Raw genomic sequence first — 26535 nt, forward strand, 5'->3', positions numbered from 1 at the left:
TGCTGTATTTATGTATTATGTTGAGTTTTTCTTATTACAGCTATGTAGCCCATATCTTTCTAGGCTGCGATAGATAAACTGCTGCTGAATAATAGTTACAAGATTACTGACTATATAGTACAGTACTAAACCGGATGGAAACCATAAAAAAAACACAGTAAAAATTATTGGCATAAAATTCATAATTTTCTGCTGATTCGCATCGGTTGCTGTATTTGGTGACACCTTATGAATAACAAACATCGTCACGCCCATTAAAATGGGTAGAATATAGTATGGATCTTGGGATGACAAATCATGAATCCAGAAGGCGAATGGCGCATGACGTAGCTCCACAGAGCTCATTAGCATATAATACAAGGCTAAGAAAATTGGCATCTGCACAATCAATGGTAAACATCCACCCAAGGGGTTAACTTTCTCTGATTTATACATTGCCATCATTTCCTGGCTCATGCGCTGCTTATCATCGCCGATACGCTCACGCATTGCCTGTATCCTTGGCTGTAGTATACGCATTTTTGCCATTGCGATATATTGTGCTTTTGTCAGTGGGTACATAATGCCACGTACGATAAAAGTAATCATAATAATAGACAAACCCCAATTTCCGATAAAATCGTAAATAAACCGTAAGAGCTTGAATAATGGCTGAGAAATAAACCACAGCCAACCATAGTCCACAGTTAAGTCAAGATTTTCTGCTACCTGAGCCATCTTATCCTGTAGTGCTGGACCAATCCAAAGAGTTGCATTTAGGTGTTCTTGTGTCCCAGGCTGAACTACTACTGGTGCTGCTTTAAATCCAATAATAAAGAAATTATCATCTAAATTAGCAGTATAAAAAGTGTTACTCCCTTGTGTATTTGGAACCCATGCAGTAGAAAAGTACTGCTGCAACATCGCAACCCAACCACCTTTTGTAGTAATACTTAACTGCTCATCTGTATCAAACGCATATTTCTGATATTTATTGTCGCTAGAAGAATATGCCGCACCGCGGAAAGTGTGCAGAGCAAAGTTATTATTAACAAGATTACCATGGTTAGATAGCTGAATAGTTTGCTTGAGTTGCCCAAATAAAGTGAGCTCTAGCGGCATGGTACTTTTATTATCAATATGATAATCTACGCTGACTGCATACTGATTGCGCTGAAGTATAAAAGTCTTATTATAAATCGTGCCATCTTTACTAATAAAACGTAGAGGAACACGTAATTCGTTCTGGCCGTCTGATAGAGCATAGCTATCTTTGTCTACCGTAAATAGAGGACGCGCACTATTTTCTGGGTTATCTGGCCCATTGTTTCCAGTCAGTCCGCTTTGCGCCTGATAAATAAACAATGGGGTAGTCTCTAAGAGTTGAAACGGCAACGATGTACCCAAAGTTTTTGGATACATCAATAGTTTAGCCTGCTCGATATCACCACCACGGGTGTTGATAGTTAACGATAGCACATCAGTATTAACAGTTATTAATTTATCTTGATTGCCAGTCAGTACAGATTGATTGGCTACACTTTTAGTAGTTATATTAGCACTCTGTGGCGTAACCTGAATAGTCGGCTGCGATACGTGATCTGCCTGCCATGCCTGCCAAATCATAAAAGACACAAAAAGCAGAGCGATAAAAAGAAGATTGCGTTGCAAATCCATCGTTAATATTCTCTGTTATCGTCAATTTTTGGTGGCACTGGATCATTGCCACCGGGATGTAAAGGATGACACTTTAATAAGCGTTGCAAGATCAACCAACTACCTTTTATTAAACCAAAACGGCTTAATGCTTTCATTACATAATTAGAACATGTCGGCTGAAAACGACAACTAGGTCTAATCAAAGGGCTTATACAACACTGGTATGTGTACACTAAGCTCATGAAAATCCGCAAACTAAGCAATTGTATTAATGCCATAATTTTTCTAACATTGTCGTCAATGCGTTATTATTCAAATCTGCTATCCCCTTTTTTGCCACTACAATAAAATCTATCGGTGACAATTTGTGCTGACTTTGACGAAAACTCTCCCGGATTAAGCGCTTAATCCGGTTTCTCTGATTTGCGTGCTTGACATTTTTCTTGGCAATTACCATACCAATACGGGGATATCCTAACTGATTTAAACGGCTAAGAATAGTAATCTGCAACATGCCGACCCGTACTGGCTGCTGAAAGACTGTAGTAAAATGCACAGGAGTTAATAAACGTAACGTCCTAGGAAAGTTAAATTTTTCCACTCAATATATTCGCTGTATTTACTGAGAAACAGTTAGGCGCGTGCGGCCTTTTGTACGGCGGCGCGCTAAAATTTGACGACCATTTTTATTAGCCATACGAGCTCGAAAACCGTGGCGACGATTACGTTTTAGTACGGACGGCTGAAAAGTACGTTTCATGGCGATGTTTACCTAAACTTAAAATAAAAAACTGGATAAATCAGTCGAACAATTCTAATTATTTTACATAAAGTCACTGACCTATCACGCTTAATTATACACAAGCGTTATTATAGTAATTACACCGCTCTGAGTCAACTTGTATTATGCTAGCCAATTAAGCTATCTATCTAAAAAACAAGTTCTAGTTTTAGACCTTAGAGTACTTTTATACTTATCATACTGAAGTTTTAGTTCCGTACATTATCCTCATTGACCTAATTACTAACTACTGTATCGTGTAGATGTTCAGAGTTTTTTTTTATAACTCGCATTATTGTAGATATAGTATGTTATTTCTCTGATGACATACTATCAATCATGAAAAATAAGTGTCATATATAGGATTGAAGATTATACTGATTCGAAATAAAAGCGCAAGGAAACCTAAGAGACCCAATACTATATTTATAGATTTATTTATGAGCAATCAGCTGATCATCATTAAATGTCTCTCATTACGTACATCTCTACTCCTAATTAGTGAGTTCAGCTATAAAGAAAGTCTGTTCATAAAAACTGATAGATAAATAAACTTAATCTATACAGGAAGACAAGGATCTCTAACGCACATGACGTTATTATCAAACACTGTATTCACAACCCCTTAAAAAGAGAGATTACAGAAATAAATCTCTGAAAATGGTTTCTGTTTACACCAGTAAAACACCGATGCCGGCATGGATCAAAATACAAGTTATAAACAAAGCAATATCCTGATTCTTATCATTGATCTTGTTCGAGTGGAGTCCGCCGTGTCACTTTCGCTTTGGCAAAAATGTCTTGCCCGCTTGCAAGATGACTTACCTACCACAGAATTTAATATGTGGATACGCCCATTACAAGCGCAACTGAGTGACAACACCCTGGTGCTGTATGCGCCTAATCGTTTTGTGCTGAATTCGGTACGAGATAAATACTTAAAAAATATCAATAATCTGTTATATGATTTCTGTGGTACAATTACACCTTTATTACATTTTGAAGTAGGTAGTAAAACTCTTGATCAAACCGTAACTCTCAGTACGCTAAGAACGGCAGTATCACATTCCACGCCAGTGTGTTTACACGGGGATAAGACAACCACAACGCTTAAACTTACTTATCGATCTAACGTTAACTCAAGACACACCTTTGATAACTTTGTTGAAGGTAAATCCAACCAATTAGCACGCGCAGCAGCACGACAAGTAGCCAAACACCCTGATAGTGCCTATAACCCATTATTCCTTTATGGTGGTACAGGATTGGGTAAAACCCACTTGTTGCACGCAGTCGGTAATAGTATTATTACATGGAAGATCAATGCTAAAATAGTTTATATGCACTCTGAGCGATTTGTACAAGAAATGGTGAAAGCTTTGAAGAATAACGCTATTGAAGAATTTAAGGGGTATTATCGCTCAGTTGACGCATTATTAATTGATGATATTCAGTTCTTTGCAAACAAGGAGCGCTCGCAAGAAGAGTTATTTCATACTTTTAATGCTTTATTAGAAGGCAATCAGCAGATCATATTAACTTCAGATCGCTATCCTAAAGAGATTCACGGCGTAGAGGATCGACTAAAATCTCGATTTGGCTGGGGCCTCACAGTAGCTATCGAACCACCGGAGTTAGAAACACGTGTAGCAATCCTCCTAAGAAAAGCCGACGAAAACCATATTCATCTTTCAAGTGAAGTTGCGTTTTTTATTGCCAAGCACCTATGCTCTAACGTACGCGAACTAGAAGGTGCATTAAATCGTGTAATTGCTAACGCCAATTTCACTGGTCGTGCTATTACTATTGAACTCGCGCGTGAAGCATTACGCGATTTGTTGGCATTACAAGAAAAACTCGTTACTATCTATAATATCCAGAAGACAGTAGCGGAATATTATAAGATAAAAACATCGGATTTGCTGTCTAAAAGACGTTCGCGTTCAGTCGCCCGTCCGCGTCAAATGGCAATGACGTTAGCAAAAGAACTCACGCACCATAGCCTACCAGAAATTGGTGATGCTTTTGGTGGTCGCGATCATACTACGGTATTACACGCTTGCCGAAAGATCAAGAAATTACGTGAAGAAAGTCATAACATCAAAGAAGATTTTTCGAATTTAATTAGAACATTATCCTTTTAACATCATGAAATTTATAGTTAAACGCGAGCAGTTACTAAAACCTCTTCAACAGGTTAACAACCTATTAAGTAGCCGTCCAAGTTTACCAATTCTAGGTAACCTATTGTTGCGGATTACAAAAAGCTACTTAGTGCTAATTGGCTCTAATCTAGAAATAGAGATAATGGTACGAGTAGCCTTATTGCATGTTTATGAAGTTGGTTCTACGACTATACCCGCACGTAAATTCTTTGATATTTGCCGTAGTCTTCCAGAAACAGCAGAAATCATCGTCACCCTGAAAAATACAAACATATTACTATCTTCTGGCCGCAGTCGTTTCGCACTATCTATACTACCAGTAGCAGATTTTCCGAACGTGGAAGATTGGATCAGCCAGATAGAATTCACTCTTCCACAAATAACGCTAAAGCGATTAATCGAAGCCACCCAATTTTCCATGGCCCATCAAGACGTACGTTATTATTTAAACGGAATGCTGTTTGAAAATATAGACAAAGAACTACGTGCTATTGCGACGGATGGTCATCGTTTAGCAGTATGCTCATTGCCAATAGGTCAACAGCTTCCATCGTATCCTGTAATCATACCGCGCAAAGGAGTCGTGGAGCTAATGCGCTTACTCGATAATAGTGATGCTCAGTTAAAATTACAGATTGGCACCAATAACATTCGTGCCCACATAGGAGAAGTGATTTTTACTTGTAAGTTGCTTGATGGCCATTTTCCAGATTATCGTCGCGTATTACCAACAAGTTCTTATGACATATTAGAAACTAGTCGCGATCTACTAAAAAAAGCGTTTTCCCGTGTCGCTATCTTGTCGAACGAAAAATGTCGTGGTGTCAGGTTATACGTCAGTTATAATCAACTAAAGATCACCGCTAATAATGCTGAAAAAGAAGAAGCAGAAGAGATTCTAGATGCCAAATATAACGGCAGCGAAATAGAAATTGGATTGAATGTTAACTATGTACTAGATGTTTTGAGTGTTCTTAAATGCAAAAATGTGCATCTGCTAATCACTCATTCAGCATCGAGCGTACAAATTGTAGATAGTAGCAACCAAACAACGACTTACATTATTATGCCGATGCGTCTATAATCAACACTAAAACTTTTCATAGCTAGCTTAATGAGATACGTTTATAGTCCTCGTGTGTACTAAACATGCTACGACGACTGCTACGTAGTGTTTTCAACAATAATCAACATACTACTTAATGATTAGAAATCATCGCATATTTTAATATATTCGTTGTACTAAAACACTTTACAATGCAATTTTATATCTTCTGTCTACCAGAAAGATCAAAACTTACCAAATCATCATACGCTTCTTTATACTCAAAATAATTAAGTATATAACCTAAATGATTCAATTTTCAAAACGCTTCAATACAGCATATTCTTAAAATTTTCTGCCAATAAAATACCTCGGGCATAAAAAACAACTAACACCTATATAATTTAAAGTATGAAGAGTATATACTCTATCAAGAATATATAAAAGTCTGCTATATTCACGATGCTATCACGTCATTAAACACTTTATGATTATATAATTAATTAACATTATTAATATGCATCTTGCTTTTAGTACACGGAAAATTCCTAACCTAGTAAATGTGGTGGTATTACTTATATCGGCTCGATACGTATACATTTACACTAAAGATATGAGTGATGTTTCTATGGTTGTCCAATTACTTAAAAGGCAGATATATCTAAATTTTCTGGAATCATATACGCTCAATAAGTTACTGATTTAACTTGTAAAAGAACAATATATTTTACATAGCACAAGCTAAAACAGCAGCTCAACCATAACACTAAAAAAATAAGTGAGAAACATTAATGTCTAATTCTTATGACTCCTCAAATATTAAAGTATTAAAAGGGTTAGATGCAGTGCGAAAGCGACCAGGAATGTATATTGGTAATACCGATGATGGCACGGGTCTACACCACATGGTATTCGAGGTTGTAGATAACGCCATCGACGAAGCACTTGCGGGTTACTGTAGTGATATTCGAATAGTCATACATATGGATAATTCCGTTTCAGTGCAGGATAATGGACGTGGCATTCCAACAGGCTTACACCAAGAGGAAAAAGTTTCTGCTACTGAAGTTATTATGACTATGTTACATGCCGGAGGAAAATTTGATGATAACGCCTATAAGGTATCTGGCGGTTTGCACGGCGTAGGCATCTCAGTGGTTAATGCTTTATCCGAAAAACTAGAACTACTAATCTGCCGAGAAGGTAAAGTACATCAGCAAACTTACAGTCATGGTAAACCGATAGCACCGCTAACAGTGGTGGATAAAACTGATACAACCGGCACTATGATACGTTTTTGGCCAAGTTATCAAACATTCACTAACACGACTAAATTTGAATATGATATTCTAGCAAGACGTCTACGCGAGCTTTCTTTTCTAAACTCTGGTGTATCTATCTATTTACAAGATAAATGCACTGATCGCGAAGATCACTTCCACTATAAAGGCGGTATTAAAGCTTTTGTTAAGTACCTCAGCAAAAATAAAAACCCTATTCATTCAAATGTATTTTATTTTTCTACCGTAAAAGATAATATTGGCGTAGAAATAGCGTTACAATGGAATAATAGCTTTCAAGAAAATATTTATTGCTTTACTAACAACATTCCACAAAGTAATGGGGGCACTCATTTAGTCGGCTTCCGTACCGCTATTACGCGTACACTAAATAGTTATATGGAAAAAGAGGGATATAGCAAAAAGACAAAAATCAGCGCTACTGGCGATGATGCACGAGAAGGGCTGGTTGCTATAGTATCAGTGAAAGTACCAGACCCTAAATTTTCTTCTCAGACTAAGGAAAAACTTGTTTCTTCCGAAGTGAAAACAGCAGTCGAAATATTAATGAATGAAAAACTAGTAGATTATCTATTAGAAAACCCCGCTGATGCAAAAATTATAGTTGGAAAAATTATTGATGCCGCACGTGCGCGTGAAGCAGCACGCAAAGCACGTGAAATCACCCGAAGAAAAAGTGCATTAGATCTAGCAGGACTCCCCGGTAAATTATCTGACTGCCAGGAACGCAATCCAGCATTATCCGAATTATACTTAGTAGAAGGAGATTCTGCAGGTGGTTCAGCTAAGCAAGGAAGAAACCGCAAAAACCAAGCGATCCTACCACTTAAGGGTAAAATCCTTAACGTTGAGAAAGCACGTTTTGATAAGATATTGTCTTCACAAGAAATCGCAACACTTATTACCGCCTTGGGTTGCGGGATTGGTCGTGACGAATACAACTTAGACAAGCTGCGTTATTACAATATTATCATTATGACTGACGCTGATGTTGATGGTTTACATATTCGTACTTTACTACTAACATTTTTTTATCGTCAAATGCCTGAGACTATTGAGCGTGGCTACGTATTTATTGCTCAACCACCTCTATACAAGGTAAAAAAAGGAAAACAAGAGCAGTACATTAAAGATGATGAAGCGATGGATCAGTATCTGACTTCTATCGCAATAGATGGCGCGTCGCTATATATCAATGCTACTCCCCAGCCTTTACATAACACACAATTCAAGATACTTGTTATGGAGTACTACAATACACAAAAGCTTATTCGCTGCATGAAGCACCGTTATCCACCTGAACTACTTAATCAACTCATCTATCAACCCACTCTGCATGCAGGTGATTTGAGCAATAAAAACAAAGTAAATGAATGGACTAGATCATTAGTGCAGTTGCTAAACAACACAGAGAAATATAGAAAAAACTGCAGTTTCACGATCCTTGAGAACCCTGAGCACCAGGTATTTGAGCCGTCTCTACAGATATATTCCTATGGCGTCGATATCAATTATATACTAAATTTTTATTTCATATGCGGTAGCGAATATAAAACCATATGTCAATTAGGTGAAAAACTGCGTGGTTTACTTGCAAAAGATGCGTTTATCAAACGAGGCGAACGTAGTCAACCAATAAGTAGCTTTAAGCAAGCATTAGAATGGTTAGTAAAAGAATCACGTCGTGGTTTATCAATACAGCGTTATAAAGGATTAGGCGAAATGAATCCAGAACAGCTATGGGAAACAACTATGAACCCAAAAAGCCGTCACATGCTTCGTGTGACCATCCAAGATGCTATCGCTGCAGATCAACTGTTTACTACTCTAATGGGGGACGCAGTAGAACCACGTCGGGCCTTTATTGAAAAAAACGCCCTACAAGCTTCAAACCTCGATATTTAAAAAATATATCGCTTATATCAACTCTCATGCCAACTAGCTTGACGAAAACATCAGCATGGTCGAAACACACTAAATTTTAAGTTAATATTTATCATCCATTCAAATCAGTCACTACTAATATATCGAAATTGCAGCTATAATAACCCCTTGCGCCACGCGCCAAATACTTCGTTGTATTCCGCAATAAGGGTTAAACTGCCATCTAAGCTACAATTTGACGACTATCTAACTCTCTAAATGTAGGTTTAGGCTAATTGCAATTGTAATCTTTTTTATATATTACAATACAAGAGCTGCATGAAGACGCAGAACATGAACTATCATTCTGTATGCTCAGCATTAGAAGTAATAGAATATTATCTATACGATTTAATGCTATTCTACCTATATAGATATAGCAGAGAGACTCAGTTTTTAACTGTTCTCCGCAGTGCATTACCCCACTAGTTTAAGATCACTAGTCCTGATAAAATTCAAGCATCTTCAACCATTATCAGCATACATGCGGAAGACTATTGCATATTATTGGTATTTTAATTAGTTAGATAGTTCAGCCGCTAGGGCGAAGTCTACGTGAAGTAGACTTTAAGTATCAACACTTGCAATAACGGACATCAAACGGTGACATTTTAAGTTTTTTAACCTACTTCGCTATAATGTTAATATCTATTACCCCATACACGTGTATACTACCCGTAACGATTAATATAGCGTATGCCTTTAAGAAACCCTTAGGCTACAGGGGCTTCTTTACACCTCAGTATATTACTGTATATCTAATTTACGCTTAGTATAAAGATTAATATTGAGAAAGTGTTAGAGTGTATTATTGATTATCATACCGCTATATGTATCAAAAGATTGAAAAGTATACAATACAGATTGTATGATCAGTCATCTTCCTTTAATATCAAAAAAAAATCTATTTTCTATATTAGAAGTATTAACCGTCAGTAATTAAGGAATAAGGTCTATGGCCGTACAACAAAATAAACCAACTCGCTCTAAACGTGGTATGCGTCGTTCATTTGATGCACTAACTACTACCACATTATCTATTGACTCAACTTCTGGTGAAACGCATCGTCGCCATCACCTTACTGCAGACGGCTTCTATTGTGGCCGAAAAGTTATCAATAAAGCTATGTAGAAATACCACTGATATTTAATTACAGCATAAGATCATAGGAAAAAATTTTAATCCTTGTGTGATAGCGTCTGTTGCATTGCAAATATGCGCTTTGAATATATCGATTATCTTACTATTATTCAGTGTCGTATCTTTCTTGTATTGAAAAAGACCGTGAAAAACTGGTTTTTATAAAAAACTATACGTCATACACGCGTAGTTGCTAATTGCGCGTAATATCTAATCTTTATAAAAGATTTCGGCTAAGTACAATGCATCACATGATATTATAATATAGTAGATTCATAAGGACTAATAAAACAACGTGAGTACAGACAATGCCATAGTATTAATAGAGTAAACAAAGTGATCAATCAAACTGTTAGACGTTAACTGTACAATATGAATGCAACAATTAACTAGCTGCAAAATAATACTACACTATTAGGTTTTTAGCTCATATCATATCTAACACTACAATACTAAAACAAGTCATAGTAACGACACAAGAAGCCATTAGAATGCTTTTATCTTATATCACCTAATTAAATATTAATAATAAAAACCAGCAGACTAGACTAAATCTATACTATTACCTATAAATTTAACAATATAATCTATAATCAATGATACTAAAAGTATTAAAGACACCACTGAATATCCAGTAAAAGAAATAATAATAAAACTATCGAGCCTCGTATTCTTAAGTGAATTCATCGTACATCTAAAGTATTCATGTTATAGAAAAATAATAAATAGCAGATCTTAAAAATCATATGCTAGTCAGTGATTACAGTGAACAAAAAAATAAAATATAGGAAACTTACAGTATGCAAGAATGTACTTACTAATACACTAATGTGCACGTTCTAAGTAATTTCACCCTAAAACCACAGTAGGTATACTCAGAGTATACTTATCACTACTACATCATCTACAGATAAGACACATAAGTCTAATAATTAAAATACGAAACCCTTGATTTTAGACGCAGGTGGTAAATTAATTTAATCATCTGCATTTCTGCCAAATAATAGCGTATATCTATTAAAATTAGACAACACGGTAATTAAACACCACGATGCAAACTTGCACATATTTATAATTGTAAATGAACAGGTTATACAACAGAAAGTTACTGATAATCTTACTGTCCGCCTTCAAGCTACATTACTTAAGAGTGACTGATTGTACATGTATACAAAGATTCTTGGTACGGGGAGTTATTTACCCGTAAACGTGCGTACGAATGCTGATCTAGAAAAAATGGTAAATACCTCTGACGACTGGATTGTTACACGAACCGGTATTCGTGAACGCCGGATTGCTACTGCTCATGAAACCGTAGTGACAATGGGTTGTCAAGCAGCCGAAAAAGCTTTAGAAATGACTGATATAGCAAAAACAGATATTGGGCTAATCGTAGTAGCAACTACCACGTCAACCCATGCGTTTCCTAGTACTGCTTGTCTAATACAACAACTTCTAGGCATTAAAGCATGTGCTGCATTTGATTTAGCAGCAGCCTGCGCTGGCTTTACCTACGCACTTAGTGTAGCCGATCAGTACATAAAAAATGGCGCGGTCAAGTATGCGTTAGTAATTGGTGTAGATATTTTATCACAAACACTAAACCCTAAAGATCGGGGTACCCTTATTCTATTCGGTGATGGTGCAGGTGCAGTAGTACTTGGCACCTCTAAAACAATAGGGATAATGTCAACCCATCTTCATGCGGATGGCAATTATAGTAGTCTATTGACTTTGCCTTTTAAGGATCGTCAGGATAAAAAAAAACCAGCCTATATTACTATGGTAGGTAATGAAGTATTCAAGATTGCAGTGACTGAACTTGTTAATATCGTCGATGAAACCCTACAAACTAATAATCTAGAACGCAGTTCACTGGATTGGCTGGTACCACATCAAGCCAACCTACGCATTATCAGTGCTACAGCAAAAAAACTAGGTATGACCATGGATAAAGTAATCGTGACGCTTGAGCGTCATGGTAATACCAGTGCCGCCTCCGTGCCCGTAGCATTAGATGAAGCAGTGCGCGATGGACGTATTCAACGTGGTCAATTAGTGCTGTTGGAAGCCTTTGGTGGCGGTTTTACTTGGGGATCGGCATTGATTAAGTTCTAATTTTATAGGAAAAAAATAAAATGACACAGTGTGCTTTTGTTTTTCCGGGCCAAGGCTCACAGAGCCTTGGCATGTTATCAGAGTTAGCGATACGATTTCCGATTGTTAAAACAATCTTTAGTGAAGCTTCGGCCATTCTCAGATATGACTTATGGCGCTTAGTGCAACAAGGCCCAATTGAAAAACTCAATCAAACCTGGCATACACAACCAGCATTATTATCTGCCTCAGTAGCAATCTTCCGAATCTGGCAAGATGAGGGCGGTAAAGCCCCACTTTTAATGGCTGGCCACAGTCTAGGTGAATACTCAGCACTAGTGTGCGCTGGTGTCCTAGACTTTAACGCAGCAATCTATTTAGTAGGGCTACGTGGAAAATTGATGCAAGAAGCAGTACCAGTAGGTACTGGTAGTGCCTATGCTATTATAGGACTATGCGCTGCAAAAATCATTCAAGCGTGCAAAATGGCAGCTCAAGGACAAATAGTTTCCCCGGTTAATTTTAACTCTCCAGTTCAGTTAGTTATCGCTGGACACACAGCAGCAGTTGAGCGTGCAGTTGCCATTTGTAAGACGGCGGGCGCAAAACGTGCGGTACCACTGTCAGTCAGCGTACCGTCACACTGTTCTCTCATGATACCAGTGGCTAATAAGATGGCAGATGCGCTACATGAAGTTTCTTTTAACAGTCCACAAGTACCGGTTGTAAATAATGTTGATGTACGCATTGAGAATAGTCCCGATGCGATCCGCAATGCTCTAGTACGTCAACTTTATAGTCCAGTTCGCTGGAGTGAAAGCATTGAATTTATTGCATCACAAGGAGTTACGTTATTGCTAGAAATCGGTCCGGGCAAAGTTTTAAGCGGCTTGACTAAGCATATTATTAAAATTCTAACAGCAATATCTGTAAATGATCCTGCTAGTCTTTTAGTAGCGCTTAAACAATAAAAGAGGCATATAATGAATTTTGACGGTAAAGTTGTTTTAGTCACTGGTGCAAGCCGTGGTATTGGTCGAGCTATCATAGAAGCATTTTTAGCATATAATGCAAAAATAATTGGTACTGCAACTAGCAAAAGCGGTACTCAGATCATTAATGATTCTCTTAAAGGGGGGCACGGAAAAGGATTCATCTTAAATGTGGTTAACACACAATCTATCGACAGTGTTGTAAACGCGATTAATTCTGAATTTGGTGAAATAGATATTTTAGTAAATAATGCAGGTATTACACGTGATAATTTATTAATACGCATGAAAGATGATGCTTGGCAGGAAATTTTACATACAAATCTAACTGCAATATTCCGTCTATCAAAATTAGTAATACGCGATATGATAAAAAAACGGTTTGGCCGTATTATCAGTATAGGTTCTGTTGTTGGTAGTATGGGAAATGCAGGACAGACAAATTATTCGGCAGCAAAAGCGGGTTTAATTGGTTTTAGTAAATCTTTGGCTCGCGAAGTTGCATCACGTGGTATCACCGTTAATGTTATAGCACCTGGCTTTATTGAAACCGACATAACACGAGCGTTGACATGCGATCAACGAGCTAGCATTTTATCATCCATTCCAGCTAATCGATTAGGTCACGCACAAGAAATTGCTAGCGCTGTTCTATTCTTTGCCTCTGATGAGGCCAGTTATATTACTGGTGAAACACTACATGTAAATGGTGGTATGTACATGATATAAAAATATAAAATATTTACATTATCTAAGGTAAAATCGAAAATAATATAAATCGTAGGTTAATCAGCCGAGATTAAGTTGCATATTTCTCAACATTTTATACACTACAAAAACCATCGCGAAAGCGAGTTTTGACAGGAAATGTAAGAACATGAGCACTATCGAGGAACGCGTTAAGAAGATCATTGTTGAACAGTTAGGTGTTAAACAAGAGGAAGTATTAAATAACGTTTCTTTCGTTGAAGATCTAGGCGCTGATTCTCTTGACACCGTCGAGTTGGTAATGGCATTGGAAGAAGAATTTAATACTGAAATTCCAGATGAAGAAGCTGAAAAGATTACTACTGTGCAAGCGGCTATTGATTTTATCAATAACACTAGCCAGCAGTAGACACCGCGCTAGGTGGTGGTCCTTGTATCACCTGGGTTCATCTATTTTAAAATTAATCTCTCCCTCCTGAGAGGGAGAACCTATCTAGCATTTAGTATCTCAAAAAATAAACATGTGTATTGTTCTTTAAAAACACATCTAATATACAATATTCTTTTTATCGATTCACTTAATATCGCGGTAATCAACGATCTTAATAAAATTGGTTATATAAAATTTCCAGTGGAATAAATTATGAAATGAGGAGTATTTACTCTTATAAATGTACATAAGAGAACTATTTATATCCATGTATGATGCGTTTGATAATATATAAAACTATAAAGAATAAGCCTCTGAAGACCAGCTAAATTACATCTCCGTTCCATAGTTGCTATTGATTTTGAAATAAATTATTTGAGTTTTATAGAAAAATTTAAATTAATTAACGAATTGAAGATAATGAAATTGGTCTATTTTATTATTTATAATCGCGTATATCCTAAAACGTGCATAATAAAAAAGAATATTTATGTAGCCCTGTATATTGCTGTCGCGACTACTTATCCTTAACGGTTTAGAATCTGCTTATTGTTACATCTGCATTACTTTTTATCACAGTACAAATGTACTTATCATCAGTCAAGAAAAACAATATTTTATTAAATATGCGTGGCTATTAATATGAATACATGTATCTGCACACCATCAACACCCGTAAGATAGCGTCATCTTTATTGAAGATACGTATTATAAGAAGTTTTGCTTCATGATAGCACTGATATACTTTTTTTTAAAAGTACACATTGAATTCACTGCAGAATACATAGAGATATAAAATAATAGTTTTATTCTTAGTATATATACTACAAGGTATTGAAATATATTTCAGTATTTAAAATATACCTTCTATATTATTGATTGTACTTCCTTATAAAAGGAATTTTGTAGTTATCAATACACACTGGTTAAGGTAATTAATAATAATCACTGTATTTATGCTAGCAACAACTTATCTTATAGCACACGAACCGCCTAAATTTTTTATTTAAAATATTTTTTATACGATCCTTGTTCATATTATTGACAACTTAGTTTCTTTACGCTTCTTCGAAAAAACCTTGCTGACTCTAACTTTATCTAACATAACTGCCTAATGTACACTATCTGATAAACCGTATCCTACAAACTAAGTGACACGGTATTCATATTAATGTATTTTCAAAAACTAAGAATACTATGTTAATTATAGTGCTTTTCCTCATTTCGCGTAATATATCCTGTGTTTCATTTATCCGTTTTTTTGATTTTAATATTAATCACTTATTTTATTCGTCATGATTTCGCTGTATTTATTCTTTTATAAAGATAAAACCTGTATGATTTATAAATAAACTATATTGCTAATTTTCTCTGTCTAATAGTTGGTAGACAACACTTAATTGTCACCATTAATATCAATATTAAAAAAAGAGCATTTTAAGATTTTTCGCATATAACGTATCTATCCTGCAAGTTAATAGCGTTAATGAATCACTATTCGTACGCATTACTACTATAACTTCAGCGACAAATCTAGTACTCAGTCTAGTGTAAGTATTACTCGTGTATATTTTACATATCTTATATACTAAAACACGATGTATATTAACCGTTTTTACTTACCTTTGACGTTGAATGTTAGATCTAGCTAACGCGGATATTTAAAAAACACTTCATAAAATTATATATTACTACCATCTTTATTAAAATTTTTTATATAATTACTATAGATGTAATGCAATTAACGCTAAATTCTTTACTGTTAAAAGTCATCATGCATGCTCAGCAACAGGTTTTTACCAAAACAAAAATATACTGTAGCAGTAGTGATACACCCCTTGTGGAATAAAACAAAAAATTCAAGTAACAATGTCTTCTTTGCTGCTCATTTATTATTTTTTTCGTTGTCTAATCAATTCATGAATAAATTTGGAAAAGTAAATAGTGAATTGCTATATTTGTTTCTAAAATATAATTTGATATCAGTTTTGCAATAATGATACATTGTTCCATTAAAATGTTACATACGTCTTACCTTATCGAACATATAATTCTAATTATAATAAATTAACGACATTATTAAAAACATTGTATATACAGAATATTGTATACGTTATATTAAAAAAATTAACAGATTCATAATTTTCTATATGGTGAATACTCTCCTCTATTTCCACTATGCAATTTTTTCCATTGACCCGTTACTATATTTTTATATCTATTTTTTCATGTAAACCTTTAATAATAGAATAACTTACTGTTTGTCGCCCTTATATCATTTTATAGAATTCTAGGAATATTTATCGTCTGTTACACGTTGTTTATATAGAAATAAGAAATTTCTATACCTAAAATTATTATAGTACAACAATTAAGTTGTTCCTAAATACAACGGTTAATACTACCGCATTAATTAATCATCTTAATAATAGTTAATATATGCCAATTAAGATTTTCCTAAAATATTTCATACGCTAGCAGCGTTCTATTTATTTGAGCGCGTTTCTTAACGCAATATCTTTTAAGCAAAATTCTTCCAGTGCTATTTCCTTATCTACGATGAATTAATAACTTTTAACGTTATAAATTACCCCCTGATGACATATTTAGCGCTTTAATTAACATAGTGAATTATGGATGCGGCTAAAATGAGACAGCATTCTTGATTATTTTCAGCAACATAGGATCTTTAAATATTAATACTTTTATAAGAATAAGTATAGTTACCAGAAAAACCATTTGGATCAATATTTTTGTATTAAGTTACTTCGATCCTGTTGCTAGTACAATTGATTACAGTGTATATTAATTATTACCTACAATAAGTAGTCATGAAGATACTGCTATGAACACTATTGAAGGTTTCATTAGTCCCACAACTATTTATATATGCATGTTACTAACAAGCGTATCAGTTGAAGAAGAGTAACATTAGTAGTAAGAGTGCTTGCCTCGACGATGCTCAGTCAAATCGCATACACTTTTCAGCTCTGGGAAATTTAGTAATAGTTCTTTTTCTATCTTATCCTTTAGTGTAATGTTAATCATAGAGCAGCCGTTACAGCCACCACTAAACTCTAAGATTGCTTGGTTATCATTAGTAATTTCCATTAAAGTAACTCGACCGCCATGGTTAGCTAAATTCGGATTAATCTGCGATTGCAGTAAGTATTTAACACGTTCTATTAACGGCGCAGTGTCATCTATTTTGCATATTTTGGCGTGTGGTGCTTTTAACGTTAACTGTGAACCTAGTTGATCAGCGATGAAATCAATTTCAGAATCCTCTAAATATGGTTTACTGTGTTCATCAATAAAAATAGATAGTTTTTCAAACTTCAGTTCCGTGTCTGTTGCTTCTACTGTATGGAGTGGACAGTAAGAGACGCCACATTCCGCCGTTGGTGTACCTGGGTTCATTATAAATACACGTATTTGTGTATATTTATCTTGTTTTTCAAGCAATTTAGAAAAATGCTCTTGTGCAACATCTGTTATGCGAATCATAACATTAACTCAATAGTTAACTTTAAAAGTTACTGTAGTATAATTACACTACATCCGATGCTATAGAAATACAACGTGTAGAAAACATATCCTGTTTGTATTGACTTATCCTTTTAATAAAATATGACCATCATTTTTACTATTCTAGCGTTTCCCATAGTGGTCAAAGCATTAATAGAATAATGCATTGATCTATGGTATTTATGATAAATAAAATTGCGCAGACCGTAATATCTACGGAAAACTATACCAACGTAATAAAAAACGTTTACTACCTAACTGAGGTATGACTCTTTACCTTCGCCCCCTATAGATAAACTCAGAATTAATAGATGGACTATGTAACATACCTTTAAAACTCTAAGCAAACCTTAGATTCATGTGAATTTTATTCAAAACTATACAAATGATAAATATTGATATGTAAAAATTTTCGATCAAAACGTTTAGTGTAAACTGCAAAATACATTATTAACCTTAACATTTAGCTTTAAAAAAATTCATCTAACTCTATACATCATAGCATACTATGCTACGTAATAGAGGGTATAATAAAAGACTAAAAAGCTATTATAGCTTTAATGTCTAACGTACTATATGACTGCAAAAGTTAATACACTTACAACATAATATCTGACGACATAACTTCGATAAAGCTTTGTTGTAGTGGCGATTATGAAAGTGTAAATAAATTTACAAGCCAGATACTAAGATTCTGATTCAACACGATCATGTAAAACTGATGTACTATCTTCAGTAGCACTACTGATGTCATATTCCTTATCACTTATCTATGAAATAAGATTAGTCATAAGTAAAACAATTAGCACAAAAAGCAACAATACATAGCATCCATGCACACATAGCTATTTCTATCTACTTTTTTATTAGATCACGATTATATAACCACACTACGTTTAACATTAAATATTTTTTGATCTTAATAAACAATTATTGAGTTTACCTAGTCATAATAATAAAAAAATGTGCTAACGTATCAACCTATATGCTAAGTAATATAAATTTTATCGGATTAAATGCAAACTATGCAAACGCTTTACACAACTACAAATCGTCACGCACAAGTTTTTAGCATAATATTCTATGGTTCATCTGAAAGTTATGCTGACTGAAAATACGAACATTCGATCTTGTATCATTATGTAAAAGACAATACAAAGCGATGAATGATTCAATGAGAGAATAGATGAACAGAATAATTCTTAAAGAACTGTTAATACTAAACCATAATAAGAACAAGCTGTTGAAGCTATATTAAAGGTAAAGTTCTAAAATCACCATATTAATATACTACTAAACTATTAAATCGCATTTATATAACCGAGAATTCATACTATATAGATTGACGTGGTATACTATGTATACACTTGATCAGATAGAAGTTGCCCTGTATTATCGTGGTTGTATGGAAAAATAGATTAAAGATCAGTAAAAATTTAGCATAAAAACAAAACTCATCTTGTTTTTATGCGTTTATAAAATTATCCTGTAGCTACAACTTCTTTTGAAGATTTAACGCGGTCAACTAGTTCGATATATGCCATCGGTGCGTTATCACCTGCACGAAAACCACACTTCATAATACGAGTATAGCCTCCTGCGCGTTTCTCGAAACGCTGACTTAGCTCATTGAAAAGTTTTGCTACAATCTTATTATTGCGAATACGGGAAAATACTAAACGACGATTAGCAACATTATCATACTTAGAAAGAGTAATTATACGCTCCACAATGCGACGCAACTCTTTTGCTTTTGGCAAAGTTGTCCTGATAATTTCATAATGAATCACAGAAGCGACCATGTTACGGAACATAGCCTTTCGATGGCTACTATTGCGGTTTAATTTACGACCACTCTTACGATGGCGCATTACCTTATCCTTTCCTTTTAGTAAAACTTAACCTATGGTCTAGTTACTCGTTCACGACGCTTGGCGGTGGCCAATTTTCCAATCGCATCCCTAAAGATAAGCCTCGTGCAGCGAGTACGTCTTTAATCTCAGTAAGAGATTTTTTACCTAAATTAGGCGTTTTTAATAACTCAACTTCAGTACGCTGAACCAAAGCACCAATGTAGTAAATAGCTTCCGCCTTAAGACAGTTAGCAGAACGAACAGTTAATTCTAGGTCATCAACAGAGCGCAGCAAAATTGGATCAAATTCTGGTTTCACTTCTTTTACTTCTGGTTGATGTACATCCCGCAGATCAATAAAAGCTTCAAGCTGTTCAGCTAAAATAGTAGCTGCACAACGGATTGCCTCTTCAGGTTCAATAGTACCATTTGTTTCCATTTCGATAATTAACTTATCCAAGTCAGTACGCTGTTCTACCCGCGCTGCTTCAACATTGTAAGCAATACGCTCTACGGGGCTAAAACAAGCATCAACTAATAAACGACCGATTTGATGCTCATTTTCTTCCGTATTCATGCGAGCAGAAGCAGGCACATAACCACAGCCACGCTGAATCTTAATGCGCATACTGATCACAGCATTTTTATCTGTTAAATGGCAAATAATATGTTGAGGTTTAACGATTTCAACATCACTATTATAAGTAATATCAGAAGCAGTGACAGGACCAATACCGGATTTTTTCAGGATAAGGATAACTTCATTTTTTCCTTTAACTCTTGCCGCCAACCCCTTGAGGTTCAGTAGGATTTCTAGAATATCTTCTTGTACTCCTTCTTTCGTGCTATACTCATGTACTACACCATCAATCGCAACTTCAGTCACCGCAAACCCCGGCATAGATGATAACAGAATACGGCGAAGTGCGTTACCAAGAGTATGACCAAAGCCACGCTCTAAAGGCTCTAAGGTTACCTTAGCATGTGTTGAACTAATTTGCTCAATATTCACAAGGCGAGGTTTTAGGAACTCTATTATAGAACTTTGCATTGTATACTCTCTTTAAAACTTGCGCGTTACTTAGAGTAAAGCTCCACGATTAAGTGTTCATTAATGTCCGCAGACAGATCAGTGCTTTCTGGAACGCGCGTAAATACACCTTCCATTTTAAACACATCAACTGCTACCCAAGGCGGTTTTTCACGCTGCCCAGCTAACTCTAAAGAAGCTTTAACGCGAGATTGTTTTTTAGCTTTCTCTCGGATGCTGACCACATCATTCGGAGATACTTGATAAGAAGCAATATTTACAGTATTTTTGTTTACCAGGATAGCTTTATGACTAACTAATTGGCGAGATTCTGCACGCGTCGCGCCGAAGCCCATACGATACACAACATTATCTAGACGACTCTCTAATAATTGTAATAAATTTGCACCAGTATTACCTTTTAGGCGCGCTGCTTCTTTATAGTAATTACGAAATTGACGCTCTAGAACACCATATATACGACGCACTTTCTGCTTCTCACGTAACTGTATACCATAGTCAGAGAGACGAGGTTTACGTACGCCGTGTTGACCAGGTAATCGATCAATTTTGCATTTTGAATCAATTGCTCGAACGCCAGACTTTAGGAAAAGATCTGTACCCTCTCGCCGACTAAGCTTGAGCTTAGGGGTCAAATATCTTGCCATTTCTTTCTCCAACAAACCGAAAAGCTACGTGGCTATACGCGGCGTTTCTTCGGCGGACGACAGCCATTATGAGGAATCGGAGTTACATCGGTAATATTAGTAATATGAAAACCGGCCGCATTCAGAGCACGAATAGTAGATTCACGACCAGGACCAGGTCCTTTAACCATAACTTCTAAGTTTTTAATACCATATTCTTTGACTGCATTAGCACAGCGTTCTGCAGCAACTTGTGCTGCAAATGGAGTAGATTTACGAGAACCACGGAAACCGGAACCACCGGAAGTTGCCCAACTTAACGTGTTACCTTGACGATCAGTAATAGTTACTATTGTGTTATTAAAAGAAGCATGAACATGCGCTACGCCATCAGAGACTAGTTTTTTTACACGCTTACATGTGCGAACAGGTGCTTTTGCCATTATTCAATCACCCCGGATTACTTCTTAATCGGTTTACGCGGACCTTTACGGGTCCGTGCATTGGTCTTAGTACGTTGACCGCGAACTGGCAGACCACGACGATGGCGCAAACCACGATACGTACCGAGATCTATCAAACGCTTAATACTTAAGGTAACTTTGCGACGCAAATCCCCTTCAATCGCAAATTGCACAACTGCTTCACGCAGTTGTGCAATTTTCTCATCAGACAACTCGCTGATCTTAATGTTTTCAGCAATATCCATGGAAGCACAGAGAGACTGTGAACGAGTTTTTCCAATCCCGAAAATCGACGTTAATGCGATTACGGTATGTTTATGATCAGGAACATTAATTCCTGCTATACGAGCCACTATGCACTCCTATTATCTATACAGCAACGTTACTCTAACAACCTATTTTAAGGTGCACAAGCAGTATTGCTGCAACACATAAAGAATTATACGCTCACTCTAGCGAGCTCAACCTGATTTTGCAAGAAAAATATATTATATAATTAGCCTTGACGCTGCTTGTGCTTTGGCTCATCTCTGCAAATCACACGAATCACACCATTACGTTTAACAACTTTACAACTACGACATAATCTCTTAACGGAAGCACGAACTTTCATTTTTTTATTTTCCGTAACTTTTAAACAAATTTAGTTAGTTTTTATAACCTTTTAGATTTGCTTTTTTTAATGTAGACTCATACTGACTTGACATCATTAGAGTTTGTACTTGAGTAATAAGATCCATGATTACAACCACTACAATAAGCAATGATGTGCCACCAAAATAGAATGGTACTTGCATTGCATCACGCATAAACTCCGGGACTAAACAAATAAAAGTAATATATATAGCACCCACAAGCGTTAAGCGCGTCATTACTTTATCAATATATTTCATTGTTTGCTCTCCTGGTCGCATACCAGGTAGAAAAGCACCCGACTTCTTTAAATTATCTGCTGTCTCGCGCGGATTAAAAACTAATGCTGTGTAGAAGAAACAGAAAAAAATAATTGCCGTTGCATACAGCAATACATAAAGCGGTTGTCCAGGCTGCAAATACAGCGAGATTTTTGTCAACCAATTCCAACCAGTACCACCCCCAAACCAAGACACGATAGTGGCTGGGAATAAAATAATACTGGAAGCAAAAATCGCCGGAATAACACCTGCCATATTTATCTTTAATGGTAAGTGTGTACTCTGCGCAGCATAAATACGACGACCTTGTTGTCGTTTTGCATAATTCACAACAATATGACGTTGACCACGCTCCATAAAAACAACAAAAAGAGTAACTGCAAAAACTAATGCTACAACTAAAAGCAACACAAAGAAATGCATATTGCCTTGTCTGGCTTGCTCAAGAGTATTAGCCACTGCTGGTGGCAGTCCCGCTAAAATACCCGCAAAAATAATAATCGAGATGCCATTGCCGATACCATGCTCAGTAATTTGCTCACCAAGCCACATTAGGAACATTGTTCCAGTCACCAGACTCACAACTGCAGTAAAGTAAAATGCAAATCCTAAATTTACAACTAGACCTTGCATACCAGGCATATTCGGTAACCCAGTAGAGATTCCGATCGATTGGAATATTGCTAATATTAATGTGCCGTAACGGGTATACTGGCTAAGTTTGCGACGACCAGCTTCTCCTTCTTTTTTAATTTCCGCTAACGTTGGATAAACGACTGTTAATAGCTGGATAATAATTGATGCAGAAATATACGGCATAATACCCAATGCAAAGATAGAAGCGCGACTAAGAGCACCACCAGAGAACATGTTAAACATTTCAATAATAGTACCTCTCTGCTGCTCAAGCAACTTAGCAAGTATAGTCACATTAATGCCTGGAATTGGAATAAAAGAGCCGACACGGAAGACAATCAATGCGCCAATAACAAAAAAACATCTTCGCTTTAACTCACTCAGACCATTTTTGGCGTTTTGAAACTCTAATCCTAATTGCTTAACCATCAGTTAACTGATTCCTCAATTTTACCGCCAGCAGCTTTGATAGCAATACGAGCACCTTCAGTAACACGCAAACCTCGGAGGGTAACCGGACGAGAAATTTTACCAGATAGTATAATTTTTACAAACTCTATCTGGACACCAATAACATTGGCGATTTTTAGTGTATTAATATCAATTATAGTATCTTTTATCATAGCCAGTTCAGATAGACGTACTTCCGCTGTGATCATGGCTTTGCGTGAAGTAAAACCGAATTTTGGCAAACGACGGTATAAAGGCGTCTGACCCCCTTCAAAACCACGATGTACACCACTACCAGAACGAGATTTTTGGCCTTTGTGACCACGACCACCGGTTTTACCTAACCCAGAACCAATACCACGACCTATACGCTTCGATGCATGCTTAGCACCTGATGCCGGAGACAGAGTATTTAAATGCATCTGTTACTCCTCAATTTTAATCATATAAGAAACACGATTAATCATGCCACGTAAAGCGGGAGTATCTTGACGCTCTACAGTATGACCAATACGACGCAAACCAAGGCCGCGCAGTGTAGCTTTATGCTTTGGAAGACGGCCAATAGCACCACGAATTTGTGTAACTTTGATAGTATGAGTCATAGTAATTATCCCAGAATATCTATAACAAATTTACCACGCTTTGCAGCAATCATTTCCGGGGATTTCATATTTCCTAGAGCACTAATAGTTGCACGCACAACGTTGATTGGATTGGTGGAACCATAGGTTTTAGCTAATACATTACGCACTCCGACGACCTCGAGCACGGCACGCATAGCACCACCAGCGATAATTCCAGTACCTTCGGAAGCTGGCTTCATAAATACACAAGAACCTGTATGAACGCCTTTAACGGGATGCTGCAGTGTATCTTTATTTAAAGCAACATTTATTATGTTTCGACGAGCTATTTCCATCGCTTTTTGAATTGCAGATGGAACTTCACGCGCTTTACCATACCCAAAACCAACACGCCCATTATTGTTACCAACAACGGTCAATGCAGTAAAGCTGAAAATTCGACCACCTTTTACAGTTTTTGAAACGCGATTTACTGAAATCAACTTTTCCTGTAGTTCACCAGCTTGTTTGTCGATGTAAGCCACTTTAAACCTCTTCCTTAAACCTCTTACTTAGAACTGAAGGCCAGCTTCACGGGCAGCATCTGCTAGCGCCTGGACTCGACCATGATACTGAAAACCAGAACGATCAAACGAGACTTTCATAATCCCTTGATTTATCGCTCGTTCAGCTACAACTGTACCTACAACTGCTGCTGCATCTTTGTTACCAGAAGACTTTACTTGCTCAGTAATTTTTTTTTCTAAAGTAGAAGCAGCTACAAGAACTTCGGAACCATTTGAAGAAATTACCTGTGCGTATATGTGGCGAGGAGTGCGGTGCACTACCAAACGCGTTGCACGAAGTTCTTTAATCTTACAGCGAACACGGGTAGCTCGCCGCATACGAGCAGACTTCTTGTTCATAGTATTACCTTACTTTTTCTTAGCCTCTTTAGTACGCACGAATTCATCGGCGTAACGAACACCCTTCCCTTTGTAAGGGTCAGGACGACGGTAAGCACGCAGATCTGCGGCAGTCTGACTAATAACCTGCTTATCAGCGCCTGTTAGCAAGATTTCAGTTTGATTAAAGCATTCAGCAGTAATGCCTGCTGGAAGCTGATACTTAATTGGGTGCGAATAACCAAGTAATAAAGTCACCACATTGTCCTTAACAGAAGCACGATAACCTACACCTACTAGTTGAAGCCTCTTATTAAAGCCTTCAGTCACACCAGTAACCATAGCACTTATCAGTGCACGGGCAGTGCCCGCCTGAGCCCAAGCTTTTTCAAAACTTTCATGCGGGGAAAAATATAGCATACTCGATTTTTGTATAACAGCAACTGCACTATGGATAGTACGCGTTAGCTCGCCGTTCTTACCTTTCACTGAAATAAGCTGATTGTTAAGTGTCACTACAACACCGACAGGAATAGCTACGGGCAATTTTGCAACACGAGACATTATTTTCTCCCGATTTATTAAGCTACATAGCAAATAATTTCACCACCAAGACCAGCTTGACGAGCTTTACGATCAGTCATTACTCCGTGAGAAGTCGATACAATAGCAACACCTAAACCAGCCATCACTTTTGGCAATGCATCTTTTTTCTTATAGATACGTAAACTTGGACAACTGACACGCTGAATATTTTCTACTACTGCGCTTTTTTGAAAATACTTTAGTAATAGCTCTAAAACAGGCTTCGTGCCACCTTCGATTTTTAAATCTTTAATAAAACCCGTTTCCTTTAGCACGATAGCAATCGCTACCTTCAGCTTTGAGGAAGGCATAATAACCGAAATTTTATTTGCGGCTTGACCGTTCCGAATACGGGTTAGCATATCTGCAATCGGATCTTGCGTGCTCATCTATCTTTACTCCCGTCATTCACTTAATAGTTACCAACTAGCTTTTCTTAAACCCGGCACTTCACCACGCATAGCAGCTTCACGCAACTTGATACGACTCAACCCGAATTTGCCCACATAACCATGTGGGCGACCAGTTTGACGGCAGCGTTTACGCTGACGAGATGGACTAGAATCGCGTAGTAGAGTTTGCAATTTTAGAACTGCATTCCAACGATCTGCGTCAGATACGTTCATATTAGAAATCATAGCTTTCAATTCAGCGCGCTTTGCAAAGAACTTTTTAGCTAATTTTACACGTCTAATTTCACGTGCTTTAATTGATTGCTTAGCCATAAATCAACCCT

At 36.6% G+C, this 26535-nt stretch carries 27 protein-coding genes; 8 read left to right on the plus strand and 19 right to left on the minus strand.

Annotated elements, in window-relative coordinates:
* Nucleotides 1–15: 15 nt before the first annotated feature.
* The 4 genes from yidC to rpmH are packed head-to-tail and all read right to left on the minus strand — an operon-like array spanning nt 16 to nt 2398.
* Entirely contained in the window at nt 16–1656 is a 1641-nt protein-coding gene (gene yidC / locus GIY03_RS02525) for a membrane protein insertase YidC (RefSeq protein ID WP_457913564.1), read from the minus strand.
* Nucleotides 1657–1658: 2 nt separating this feature from the next.
* Nucleotides 1659–1916, minus strand: a complete 258-nt coding sequence (gene yidD, locus GIY03_RS02530) for a membrane protein insertion efficiency factor YidD (protein WP_457913565.1) — start codon at nt 1914–1916, stop codon at nt 1659–1661.
* The gene (rnpA, locus tag GIY03_RS02535; RefSeq protein ID WP_457913566.1) at nt 1907–2239 is read right to left on the minus strand and encodes a ribonuclease P protein component; all 333 of its coding nucleotides are present in this window, start codon (nt 2237–2239) and stop codon (nt 1907–1909) included. The genes yidD and rnpA overlap by 10 nt, the downstream gene beginning before the upstream one ends.
* Before the next feature lie 18 nt (nt 2240–2257).
* Nucleotides 2258–2398, minus strand: a complete 141-nt coding sequence (gene rpmH, locus GIY03_RS02540; protein ID WP_457913567.1) for a 50S ribosomal protein L34 — start codon at nt 2396–2398, stop codon at nt 2258–2260.
* Nucleotides 2399–3261: 863 nt separating this feature from the next.
* Here rpmH and dnaA point away from each other — a divergent pair.
* The 8 genes from dnaA to acpP all read left to right on the plus strand — a co-directional run bounded on the left by dnaA (nt 3262) and on the right by acpP (nt 14200).
* Nucleotides 3262–4563 (plus strand): chromosomal replication initiator protein DnaA, encoded by a 1302-nt coding sequence (dnaA, locus tag GIY03_RS02545; protein WP_457913977.1) that lies wholly within the window; start codon nt 3262–3264, stop codon nt 4561–4563.
* A 4-nt stretch (nt 4564–4567) separates the two neighbouring features.
* Nucleotides 4568–5668, plus strand: coding sequence for a DNA polymerase III subunit beta (dnaN, locus tag GIY03_RS02550; protein ID WP_457913568.1), 1101 nt, complete (start codon nt 4568–4570; stop codon nt 5666–5668).
* A gap of 752 nt (nt 5669–6420) precedes the next feature.
* Nucleotides 6421–8835 (plus strand): DNA topoisomerase (ATP-hydrolyzing) subunit B, encoded by a 2415-nt coding sequence (gene gyrB / locus GIY03_RS02555; RefSeq protein ID WP_457913569.1) that lies wholly within the window; start codon nt 6421–6423, stop codon nt 8833–8835.
* A 973-nt stretch (nt 8836–9808) separates the two neighbouring features.
* A complete protein-coding gene (rpmF, locus tag GIY03_RS02560) occupies nt 9809–9985 on the plus strand; it encodes a 50S ribosomal protein L32 (RefSeq protein ID WP_457913570.1) in 177 nt (58 codons plus the stop codon).
* Nucleotides 9986–11158: 1173 nt separating this feature from the next.
* On the plus strand, nt 11159–12112 hold the full coding sequence (locus GIY03_RS02565) for a beta-ketoacyl-ACP synthase III (RefSeq protein ID WP_457913571.1): 954 nt from the start codon (nt 11159–11161) through the stop codon (nt 12110–12112).
* Nucleotides 12113–12132: 20 nt separating this feature from the next.
* Entirely contained in the window at nt 12133–13062 is a 930-nt protein-coding gene (fabD, locus tag GIY03_RS02570; protein ID WP_457913572.1) for an ACP S-malonyltransferase, read from the plus strand.
* A 12-nt stretch (nt 13063–13074) separates the two neighbouring features.
* The gene (gene fabG / locus GIY03_RS02575) at nt 13075–13812 is read left to right on the plus strand and encodes a 3-oxoacyl-ACP reductase FabG (RefSeq protein ID WP_457913573.1); all 738 of its coding nucleotides are present in this window, start codon (nt 13075–13077) and stop codon (nt 13810–13812) included.
* Nucleotides 13813–13960: 148 nt separating this feature from the next.
* Nucleotides 13961–14200 (plus strand): acyl carrier protein, encoded by a 240-nt coding sequence (acpP, locus tag GIY03_RS02580; protein ID WP_457913574.1) that lies wholly within the window; start codon nt 13961–13963, stop codon nt 14198–14200.
* Nucleotides 14201–17152: 2952 nt separating this feature from the next.
* Here acpP and nfuA read toward each other — a convergent pair.
* From nfuA to rpsN, 15 genes are all read right to left on the minus strand, one after another.
* Nucleotides 17153–17728: a Fe-S biogenesis protein NfuA gene (gene nfuA / locus GIY03_RS02585; protein WP_457913575.1), complete on the minus strand. Its 576-nt coding sequence runs from the start codon at nt 17726–17728 to the stop codon at nt 17153–17155.
* Between the two features lie 1502 nt (nt 17729–19230).
* Complete coding sequence (gene rplQ / locus GIY03_RS02590) at nt 19231–19620, minus strand: 50S ribosomal protein L17 (RefSeq protein ID WP_457913576.1); 390 nt, start codon at nt 19618–19620, stop codon at nt 19231–19233.
* 43 nt (nt 19621–19663) lie between these two features.
* The gene (locus tag GIY03_RS02595; RefSeq protein WP_457913577.1) at nt 19664–20653 is read right to left on the minus strand and encodes a DNA-directed RNA polymerase subunit alpha; all 990 of its coding nucleotides are present in this window, start codon (nt 20651–20653) and stop codon (nt 19664–19666) included.
* A 26-nt stretch (nt 20654–20679) separates the two neighbouring features.
* On the minus strand, nt 20680–21300 hold the full coding sequence (rpsD, locus tag GIY03_RS02600; protein WP_457913578.1) for a 30S ribosomal protein S4: 621 nt from the start codon (nt 21298–21300) through the stop codon (nt 20680–20682).
* Nucleotides 21301–21332: 32 nt separating this feature from the next.
* The gene (gene rpsK / locus GIY03_RS02605) at nt 21333–21722 is read right to left on the minus strand and encodes a 30S ribosomal protein S11 (RefSeq protein ID WP_457913579.1); all 390 of its coding nucleotides are present in this window, start codon (nt 21720–21722) and stop codon (nt 21333–21335) included.
* A gap of 17 nt (nt 21723–21739) precedes the next feature.
* On the minus strand, nt 21740–22096 hold the full coding sequence (gene rpsM, locus GIY03_RS02610) for a 30S ribosomal protein S13 (RefSeq protein ID WP_457913580.1): 357 nt from the start codon (nt 22094–22096) through the stop codon (nt 21740–21742).
* A gap of 143 nt (nt 22097–22239) precedes the next feature.
* On the minus strand, nt 22240–22356 hold the full coding sequence (gene rpmJ, locus GIY03_RS02615) for a 50S ribosomal protein L36 (RefSeq protein WP_457913581.1): 117 nt from the start codon (nt 22354–22356) through the stop codon (nt 22240–22242).
* 34 nt (nt 22357–22390) lie between these two features.
* Complete coding sequence (gene secY, locus GIY03_RS02620) at nt 22391–23722, minus strand: preprotein translocase subunit SecY (protein ID WP_457913582.1); 1332 nt, start codon at nt 23720–23722, stop codon at nt 22391–22393.
* A complete protein-coding gene (gene rplO, locus GIY03_RS02625) occupies nt 23722–24165 on the minus strand; it encodes a 50S ribosomal protein L15 (protein WP_457913583.1) in 444 nt (147 codons plus the stop codon). Before rplO ends, secY begins: the two co-directional genes overlap by 1 nt.
* A gap of 3 nt (nt 24166–24168) precedes the next feature.
* The gene (gene rpmD / locus GIY03_RS02630) at nt 24169–24348 is read right to left on the minus strand and encodes a 50S ribosomal protein L30 (protein ID WP_457913584.1); all 180 of its coding nucleotides are present in this window, start codon (nt 24346–24348) and stop codon (nt 24169–24171) included.
* 5 nt (nt 24349–24353) lie between these two features.
* Entirely contained in the window at nt 24354–24854 is a 501-nt protein-coding gene (gene rpsE / locus GIY03_RS02635) for a 30S ribosomal protein S5 (RefSeq protein ID WP_457913585.1), read from the minus strand.
* 27 nt (nt 24855–24881) lie between these two features.
* Nucleotides 24882–25235, minus strand: coding sequence for a 50S ribosomal protein L18 (rplR, locus tag GIY03_RS02640; protein ID WP_457913586.1), 354 nt, complete (start codon nt 25233–25235; stop codon nt 24882–24884).
* Nucleotides 25236–25244: 9 nt separating this feature from the next.
* Nucleotides 25245–25778 (minus strand): 50S ribosomal protein L6, encoded by a 534-nt coding sequence (gene rplF, locus GIY03_RS02645; RefSeq protein WP_457913587.1) that lies wholly within the window; start codon nt 25776–25778, stop codon nt 25245–25247.
* 17 nt (nt 25779–25795) lie between these two features.
* Nucleotides 25796–26188 carry a 30S ribosomal protein S8 gene (gene rpsH, locus GIY03_RS02650; RefSeq protein ID WP_457913588.1) on the minus strand — a complete coding sequence of 131 codons (393 nt, stop codon included), beginning with the start codon at nt 26186–26188 and terminating at the stop codon, nt 25796–25798.
* Nucleotides 26189–26218: 30 nt separating this feature from the next.
* The gene (gene rpsN, locus GIY03_RS02655; protein ID WP_457913589.1) at nt 26219–26524 is read right to left on the minus strand and encodes a 30S ribosomal protein S14; all 306 of its coding nucleotides are present in this window, start codon (nt 26522–26524) and stop codon (nt 26219–26221) included.
* Nucleotides 26525–26535: the final 11 nt, after the last annotated feature.

This window comes from Candidatus Gillettellia adelgis (genome assembly GCA_020541285.1).
GTDB classification, from domain to species: Bacteria; Pseudomonadota; Gammaproteobacteria; order Enterobacterales; family Enterobacteriaceae; genus Gillettellia; species Gillettellia adelgis.

Coding starts and splice junctions, on each gene's coding strand:
- nfuA (WP_457913575.1), bottom strand. CDS start 17,728: ATGATTCGCATAACAGATGTTGCACAAGAGCATTTTTCTAAATTGCTT.
- rplF (WP_457913587.1), bottom strand. CDS start 25,778: ATGTCTCGTGTTGCAAAATTGCCCGTAGCTATTCCTGTCGGTGTTGTA.
- rpmF (WP_457913570.1), top strand. CDS start 9,809: ATGGCCGTACAACAAAATAAACCAACTCGCTCTAAACGTGGTATGCGT.
- rpmH (WP_457913567.1), bottom strand. CDS start 2,398: ATGAAACGTACTTTTCAGCCGTCCGTACTAAAACGTAATCGTCGCCAC.
- rplO (WP_457913583.1), bottom strand. CDS start 24,165: ATGCATTTAAATACTCTGTCTCCGGCATCAGGTGCTAAGCATGCATCG.
- gyrB (WP_457913569.1), top strand. CDS start 6,421: ATGTCTAATTCTTATGACTCCTCAAATATTAAAGTATTAAAAGGGTTA.
- fabD (WP_457913572.1), top strand. CDS start 12,133: ATGACACAGTGTGCTTTTGTTTTTCCGGGCCAAGGCTCACAGAGCCTT.
- fabG (WP_457913573.1), top strand. CDS start 13,075: ATGAATTTTGACGGTAAAGTTGTTTTAGTCACTGGTGCAAGCCGTGGT.
- rpsH (WP_457913588.1), bottom strand. CDS start 26,188: ATGAGCACGCAAGATCCGATTGCAGATATGCTAACCCGTATTCGGAAC.
- dnaA (WP_457913977.1), top strand. CDS start 3,262: ATGTGGATACGCCCATTACAAGCGCAACTGAGTGACAACACCCTGGTG.
- rplR (WP_457913586.1), bottom strand. CDS start 25,235: ATGAACAAGAAGTCTGCTCGTATGCGGCGAGCTACCCGTGTTCGCTGT.
- yidC (WP_457913564.1), bottom strand. CDS start 1,656: ATGGATTTGCAACGCAATCTTCTTTTTATCGCTCTGCTTTTTGTGTCT.
- secY (WP_457913582.1), bottom strand. CDS start 23,722: ATGGTTAAGCAATTAGGATTAGAGTTTCAAAACGCCAAAAATGGTCTG.
- dnaN (WP_457913568.1), top strand. CDS start 4,568: ATGAAATTTATAGTTAAACGCGAGCAGTTACTAAAACCTCTTCAACAG.
- rpsD (WP_457913578.1), bottom strand. CDS start 21,300: ATGGCAAGATATTTGACCCCTAAGCTCAAGCTTAGTCGGCGAGAGGGT.
- GIY03_RS02565 (WP_457913571.1), top strand. CDS start 11,159: ATGTATACAAAGATTCTTGGTACGGGGAGTTATTTACCCGTAAACGTG.
- yidD (WP_457913565.1), bottom strand. CDS start 1,916: ATGGCATTAATACAATTGCTTAGTTTGCGGATTTTCATGAGCTTAGTG.
- rpsN (WP_457913589.1), bottom strand. CDS start 26,524: ATGGCTAAGCAATCAATTAAAGCACGTGAAATTAGACGTGTAAAATTA.
- rplQ (WP_457913576.1), bottom strand. CDS start 19,620: ATGCGCCATCGTAAGAGTGGTCGTAAATTAAACCGCAATAGTAGCCAT.
- GIY03_RS02595 (WP_457913577.1), bottom strand. CDS start 20,653: ATGCAAAGTTCTATAATAGAGTTCCTAAAACCTCGCCTTGTGAATATT.
- acpP (WP_457913574.1), top strand. CDS start 13,961: ATGAGCACTATCGAGGAACGCGTTAAGAAGATCATTGTTGAACAGTTA.
- rpsK (WP_457913579.1), bottom strand. CDS start 21,722: ATGGCAAAAGCACCTGTTCGCACATGTAAGCGTGTAAAAAAACTAGTC.
- rpmD (WP_457913584.1), bottom strand. CDS start 24,348: ATGACTCATACTATCAAAGTTACACAAATTCGTGGTGCTATTGGCCGT.
- rpmJ (WP_457913581.1), bottom strand. CDS start 22,356: ATGAAAGTTCGTGCTTCCGTTAAGAGATTATGTCGTAGTTGTAAAGTT.